Below are 6,847 nucleotides of genomic sequence, written 5' to 3'. Positions count from 1 at the left end.
AGAGCCATACTTTTATCCGGCTTATATGGGAGCCCCAATCGGTTTAATGGATGGAATTGTTCCCAAGATACGGATGTTCCGGGAATTGTAAGCTTGCCCATGCATTTTAAAAATAACCATTATACCACAGTCTCTCTAGGAAAGGTTTATAACAATTTTAATGACGGTATAGGCAGTTGGGATGAAATATGGAGACCGGTTATCACCACCACTGATTGGGATTATCAAGCAGAAGAAAGCATTGACATTTTTAAAAAACGCAATGAAGAGAGGCAGTTCAATTCAAATCCAAGAAATAATCACAATTTACCCAAAAGAGGTCCTGCATTTGAAAGTCCAGAGATTGCAGATGAGGTCTATCAAGATGGGAAAATAGCTACCAAAGCAGTGGAGAAATTACAGCAATTTAGAGCCAGTAGGGAATCCTTCTTTTTAGCAGTTGGGTTTAAAAAACCTCATTTACCATTTAATGCTCCTCAAAGGTATTGGAAACTCTATGATGAAGCCGAGATTCAATTGCCTGATAATTTTTACCCCCCTCAAAATGCACCTAAAGAAGCCCTTCATGAATTCAGTGAACTTCGGGCTTATTCCAATATTCCTGAAAAAGGACCATTATCAAAAAGCCTTTCAAAAAAGCTAATTCATGGTTACTATGCTAGTGTTAGCTATGTGGATGCTCAAATCGGTAGGGTGTTGGATGCGCTGGAAAACCTTGAATTGGAAGAGGAGACCATTGTGGTGTTGTGGGGAGACCATGGCTGGCAATTGGGGGAACATGGGCTCTGGTGCAAGCATTCCAATTTTAGCACCTCTTTGAAGATACCTTTAATATTTAAAGTACCGGGTAAACCCACGGATGTAAAACATGGGGCCTTGGTGGAAACCGTGGATATTTTCCCAACATTGTGTGAGCTGGCAGGTATTAATCCACCTTTTCACCTGCAAGGAAAAAGCTTTGCAAGCATTCTTGAAAGTCAAAGCTCTGAGGGTAAAAAAGCCTTGTTTGGCAGGTCCAATTTAGGAGGAGAAACAATAATTACCCAGACCCATTCTTATACTGAATTCTATGATAAATCCGGGCAGGTAAAAGCCAATATGCTATTTGATTTAACAATAGACCCAAATGAAAATCAAAATATTGCGGCGGATCCAAAAAATCAAAAGATCATATCAGAAATGAGTGAGATTTTAAAGCAACATATGGCCGCAAGAGGCAATATTGCCCTACCTTAAACACATAAGAATGAACCTTTTAAATTTTCATGTTCAGTTTAAGAGAATAGCTGTTTTCTTAAGCTTGGTGTTATTAGGCTGTAAATCCGAGAACAATGAAACATCAATCATAAATAAACCTGCTCCCAATATGGTGTTTGTATTGGTAGATGATTTGCGTTGGGACGAATTTGGCCTTGGAGGACACAATTATATCCAAACGCCGAACATTGACAAGTTGGCCACAAATGCTGTTTTATTTAAGAATGCCTTCGCCACCACACCTTTATGCTCGCCTAGTAGGGCCAGTTTTTTAACAGGGAAATATGCCTTTTCCCACGGAATCATTGACAATACGGATAGAAGCACTTTAAGTCATCAATTGAAAACATTTCCGGCCAAATTACAGAAAGAGGGTTATGAAACCGCCTTTATTGGAAAGTGGCACATGGGCAATGACAATACTCCCAGACCCGGATTTGATCAATGGGTGGCACTAAAAGGACAAGGAAAAGCAATCAACCCGGATTTTAATGTGAACGGATCAGAAACACATCGAGAAGGATATGTTACCGATATTTTAACAGCCTATGCACTTGAATTTATAAATGAAAAATGGCGTAAACCATTTTTATTATACCTTTCTCATAAGGGCCTACATCCCAACCTTCATCAAGATGCCTCAGGCAAGGTTACCAATATTGGTGACGGGGGTTTTGTCCCTGCCAAGAGACATAAGGACAAGTATAAGGGGGCCATTTTTAAGCGCCGACCAAATGCCTTTGTTACCCCAAAAGATAAACCTGCATTGATGCGAGAAATTGAAGGGTTGCCGGAATTAGGCAAAGCCACAGCGACCAAGGAGGAAGTGATAAGGAGCCGAGCAGAAATGTTGATGGCCATTGATGAAGGGTTGGGTGAAATTCTGGATATCCTCCAAAGCAAAAAGCTTGAAGATAATACCATTGTGGTATTCACCGGAGATCATGGGTATTTTTATGGAGAGCATGGTTTAAATGAAGAAAGGAGATTGGCTTATGAAGAGTCCTTGCGAATTCCTTTGCTTTTCCGATACCTCCCCCTTACCGGAAAAGGATTTTCTGTAGATCAGATGGCTTTGAATATCGATTTGGCTCCCACATTGCTTGATTTTGCAGGGGTTGGAAAGGATAGTTTAATGGATGGAAGGTCTTTGAAACCTTTAATTTATGGAGAAGAGCCGGATAACTGGAGGACATCATTTTATATGGAGTACTATTCGGATATGGTTTGGCCAAGGATGGTCAATATGGGGTATAAAGGCATTCGGTCCACTCAGTTTAAATACATCCAATATACCGATCTTCAAAATATGGATGAATTGTATGATTTAAAAAAAGACCCCTATGAGCTGAATAATATCATCGATCAACCGTCCTACCAAGAGATTTTAGAAGAAATGAAAATTAACCTAAAAAAATATTAAAATGTTAAAATTGAAGCCATTAATCCATGTCCTTTTGGCCATAATTATAATAAATCCGCTTTCCGGCCTTGGCCAATCGGAAATTCTAAAAATTGGTGCAGCTTCGACAGTAATTACCCCGGAATTAAACAGCTGGGTTCAGGGAGCCGGAGTGCCCAAAAAAGCCACTAAGGTTAGAGATGACTTAGAAGCCAATGGACTTTACATTTCCAAAGGAAGGTTTCAAATGCTATTGGTCAGTTGTGATTTGGTTGGTATGGAAGCGGGGTTGAATGTAAGGTTGCGGGAAGCCATGGGTGTAGCTACAGGGATTATGCCTAGAGATATATTAATTTCATCGACCCATACCCATGGAGGTCCCTCTCTGGTGAAAACCAACTATTTGATGCCTCTTGATACAGCTTATATGGAAAGCTTGGTACCAAGGATGGTTTCATTGGCAAAAGAAGCTGTTAAAAACGCAGTACCTGGAAAAATCGGTTGGGCTGAAGGTGAGGCGCAGATAGGCTACAACCGTCGCTTAACCTGGGCAGATGGTACCCATTCGATGCACGGGGATGCAAGCAGAACTGATTTTGCAGGTTTGGAAGGGCCTGATGACCCCCAGCATTTGGCCATGTTTGCTGCAGACCTTAAGGGAAACCTATTGTCAATCCTTTACCATAATACCACCCATCCCACCATTTTTTATGCCGATGGGGTATTTTCTTCGGATTTCCCCGGGGAAGTGAGGAAGACATTCAGAGAAAAATTCAGGGATGACCTTCCCGTGCTGTTTCTCAATGGTGCGCAAGGAGATATCAGCATGGAAAATATGCTGGATAAAAAGTCTGAATCTGATGAAGAGAAAATGGCTAGAATTACTGATCAGGTGGTAAAAGAGACCATGCGACTATATGAAAGCATAACTTATGAAACAAGCCCTAAATTGGCCCACGAGTACCATGATTTAAAAGTAAAAGTTAGGTTGCCCGATACCGGTACACTTGTCAAATCCCAGGCAATTCTAAAGCGCATAGATGAAGGTGAGCCTATTCGAGGAATGGAAATGATCATGGCTTTTGGATCGGTACACCTTCAAGAAACTTTTGGTGAAAATCCCTTTGATATTTTGCCTGTTCATGCCCTAAGAATTGGGGGGCTTGCCATGGTAACCCAACCATGTGAGTTGTTTAGTCAGTTTGGTCTTGATATTAAAAAAAGGAGCCCGGGAGAAAGCACCATAGTGGTGGGGATGACAGACGGATACAATGGTTACTGCCCAACCATCTATGGCTTACTTGGTGGGGGATATTCAGGCTCTCCCATAAGCTGGACACGCTTAGAACCCGAAGCCGGATATAAAATTGTAGATACAGCAGCAATATTACTTAATAAAGTTTGGACAAAGTAAGGAGGGGAATAGAGGGTATTTGTAATTTTACTTTGATAAAAATAGATTAAATTAGGTGATTATGAGCAATTATTGAAATAACCTTCAAAATCATGGTCGAATCTAAAAAGGAAAAAGAGGCTTTGAATCGGTCCAAGGAGGATCGATATTGGGAGCTGATTATGGAGGGGGATAAGTCGGGCCTTGAGGGAATGTTCAGTCTTTATGCTTATGAATTAATGGCTTTTGGATTACGAATAAAGGCAGACAGGGAACTTGTAAAGGATTGTATCCAAGATCTTTTTATTGACTTATGGAAATACCGAGAAAATACTAGAAATGTAAAGCATGTAAAAAATTACATTTTTAAGGCGCTTTCAAATAAGATCAAAAAAGAAATTAAAGCTAGAGTTAAAAGAAAGGAAATCGAGCAAATCATGCATACAGATGTTTTGGAAGCACAGTTGTATCAGCATGAAGGCAAATACGAGACCTCTGAAGAGGAACCCAATACTAGATTAAAATCAGCTTTAAATTTGCTATCCTTAAGACAAAAGCAAGTAATTATGTATGTGTTTTTTGAAAATATTCCGCATAAGCAAATTGCTGAAATTATGGGGATTAATGTTCAATCGGTATACACTTTGACTTGGAAGGCCATTAATAACCTTCGTAAATTAATATCTCTCTTATTGATAATTTTTGGACAAAGTAAATTTTAGCTCGACCATTGGTGAACTTCTTTTTTTAATGATTTGAATCAAACAATAAAAAAATAAATTTTTTTTCAATCAGGAGGATAGATATGGGCAATTTCTGACACATGTCTATGAAAATCCACCATGATGAATTATTTGAATGAAAATGTAAAAGACTTAATTCTGAATGAAGCATTCAGAAAATGGGTTTTGACTCCTGATTTTAAGTCTGAAAGAATCTGGAGAAATTCCCAGTCTAAGGATCAAGTTTCAGCTAAGGAGGTTGAGGAGGCGAAAAAAATTGTACTCGATTTATTTTCAGATCAGTATCCGCTTCAGCCTTTTGAGTTTGACCAGATGTGGCAAAACATCGATAGCCATACTGTTGAATCAACTTTTGAGAGGGGGGCAAAAAGAATAAGCCCAACCAAACCATTGCCTCATTCAGGTAAGCAGCAGAATTTTAAATCAACTTTAAATACATCGGTTTTGACAGCATTCCTTCGAGTTGCTGTGGTTTTGTTGTTTTTGATAGGTATAGGTTACCTCATACTAAATCAGTTTCAGCCAAATATGGATACTGAGCGCTCTGCTATTTCATCTGTCAAATCCTATCAAGCAGCACCGGGTATAAAGTCGAGTATCACGCTTCAAGACGGAACTAAAGTTCTTCTTAATTCAGGTAGTGTATTGACATATAATGATAATTTAGACCTAAAAAGAAGAGAAGTTTATTTAGAAGGAGAGGCATTTTTTGATGTTTTCCCAAATTCCGAAAAGCCTTTAACTGTCACTGCCGGAGGGGTTTCTACCACTGCCATAGGGACGTCTTTTAACATTAAAGCCTATGAAAAAGAGGATGTAAAGGTGGCCTTGATCACAGGAAAGGTAGCTGTTGGGATTCCTAAAATAAGAAGGGACAGCATATTATTAAAGGAAAAAGAAGTTTTAAAAATTCCTCATAAGAATGGTAAAATAAGCAAGGTGACCTTTGATGAAGATGAGGTTTTGGGGTGGACAAGAAAATTAATTGTATTTGATAATACAACATTTTCTGAAGCGATTAGGGTTTTGGAAAATTGGTATGGTGTGTCTTTTGAAATTGATAATATGCCCAAAGAACACCTAAATATTTCCGGCAAATTTCAAGATGAAACCCTTAAAAATGTAATGGAAGGCTTGAAGCATACCCTTCAAATTGAATACAGTATAACAGGCGAGAAGGTAACAATTGAATTCAATAATCAAAGAAATTTATAGGTAAGGTAAATCAAGTGATTAGATGAAAGGTGTTTTTTTCCAAGGTAAAGAAAAAGGCATCACCAAATTATTTAAAGACTTTACCTTTTAAATTACCCATTTTATAAATTAACATAAACCCAAAATTGTATGAAAAATTATTTACAAATTCATGTGGTTCGCATGATGAAAGTATTTGCTTTTCTCTTTCTATTCCAATGCATGTCTACAGGGCTGCTGTTGGCTATAGAAGTTGAGATGCAAGTGAAGAGTATTGAAGAAGTCAAAGTACAAATACCTTTAGAGGGAGTTACTGTAAAGGAGGCCTTTTCTAAAATTGAAGAGGTTTCGGAGTTTAATTTTGTTTACCTAAACAAAGAAATTAAAAACCTTCCGGAGCTATTTATTGCGCAGTCAAACCAAAGCATTTATAACTTGCTGGTGAAGATTTCCAATCAAACAGGTTTAGATTTTAAGCAGGTCAATCAAAATATTCACGTTCAAAAATCAAAACGTAATCGAAATCACCAAAAAGTAGTCGTCTCTGAATTATTCATTGAAATATCAGGTAGGGTGACAGATGATCAAGGGTTGCCTTTGCCGGGAGTCACCATCATTATTGAAGGCACTAGCGTGGGTACCGTCACTGATTTTGATGGCAATTACACCTTGGATGCAGAAGAAGGGAATGTTTTGGTTTATTCATTTGTAGGTTTTGAAAGTCAGCGTAGAACTGTAGGAAATTCTAATGTAATTGATATACAAATGATTCAAGATGCCTCCTCATTGGAAGAGGTTGTGGTGACTGCTTTTGGAATAAAGAAATTTCAAGACGGAACCTTAGCAAAAGATGATGAC

At 38.5% G+C, this 6,847-nt stretch carries 6 protein-coding genes; all 6 read left to right on the top strand.

Features of this window, described 5'->3' with window-relative positions; translation table 11 throughout:
- The coding region (locus AAC037_RS16795) for a sulfatase (RefSeq protein ID WP_339904172.1) at positions 1–1,236 on the top strand (1,236 nt) is incomplete at its 5' end.
- A gap of 10 nt (positions 1,237–1,246) precedes the next feature.
- Entirely contained in the window at positions 1,247–2,680 is a 1,434-nt protein-coding gene (locus tag AAC037_RS16790; protein ID WP_339904171.1) for a sulfatase, read from the top strand.
- A 1-nt stretch (position 2,681) separates the two neighbouring features.
- Positions 2,682–4,073, top strand: a complete 1,392-nt coding sequence (locus AAC037_RS16785; protein WP_339904169.1) for a hypothetical protein — start codon at positions 2,682–2,684, stop codon at positions 4,071–4,073.
- Between the two features lie 92 nt (positions 4,074–4,165).
- A complete protein-coding gene (locus AAC037_RS16780; RefSeq protein ID WP_339904167.1) occupies positions 4,166–4,774 on the top strand; it encodes a sigma-70 family RNA polymerase sigma factor in 609 nt (202 codons plus the stop codon).
- A gap of 120 nt (positions 4,775–4,894) precedes the next feature.
- On the top strand, positions 4,895–6,010 hold the full coding sequence (locus AAC037_RS16775) for a FecR domain-containing protein (protein WP_339904165.1): 1,116 nt from the start codon (positions 4,895–4,897) through the stop codon (positions 6,008–6,010).
- Between the two features lie 129 nt (positions 6,011–6,139).
- The coding region (locus AAC037_RS16770; protein WP_339904164.1) for a carboxypeptidase-like regulatory domain-containing protein at positions 6,140–6,847 on the top strand (708 nt) is incomplete at its 3' end.

Origin of the sequence: uncultured Cyclobacterium sp., assembly GCF_963976465.1 — a bacterium.
Classification (GTDB): domain Bacteria; phylum Bacteroidota; class Bacteroidia; order Cytophagales; family Cyclobacteriaceae; genus Cyclobacterium.
The sequence above is the reverse complement of the archived record's forward strand: the minus strand, read 5'-3'. Positions and strand labels throughout refer to the sequence as shown.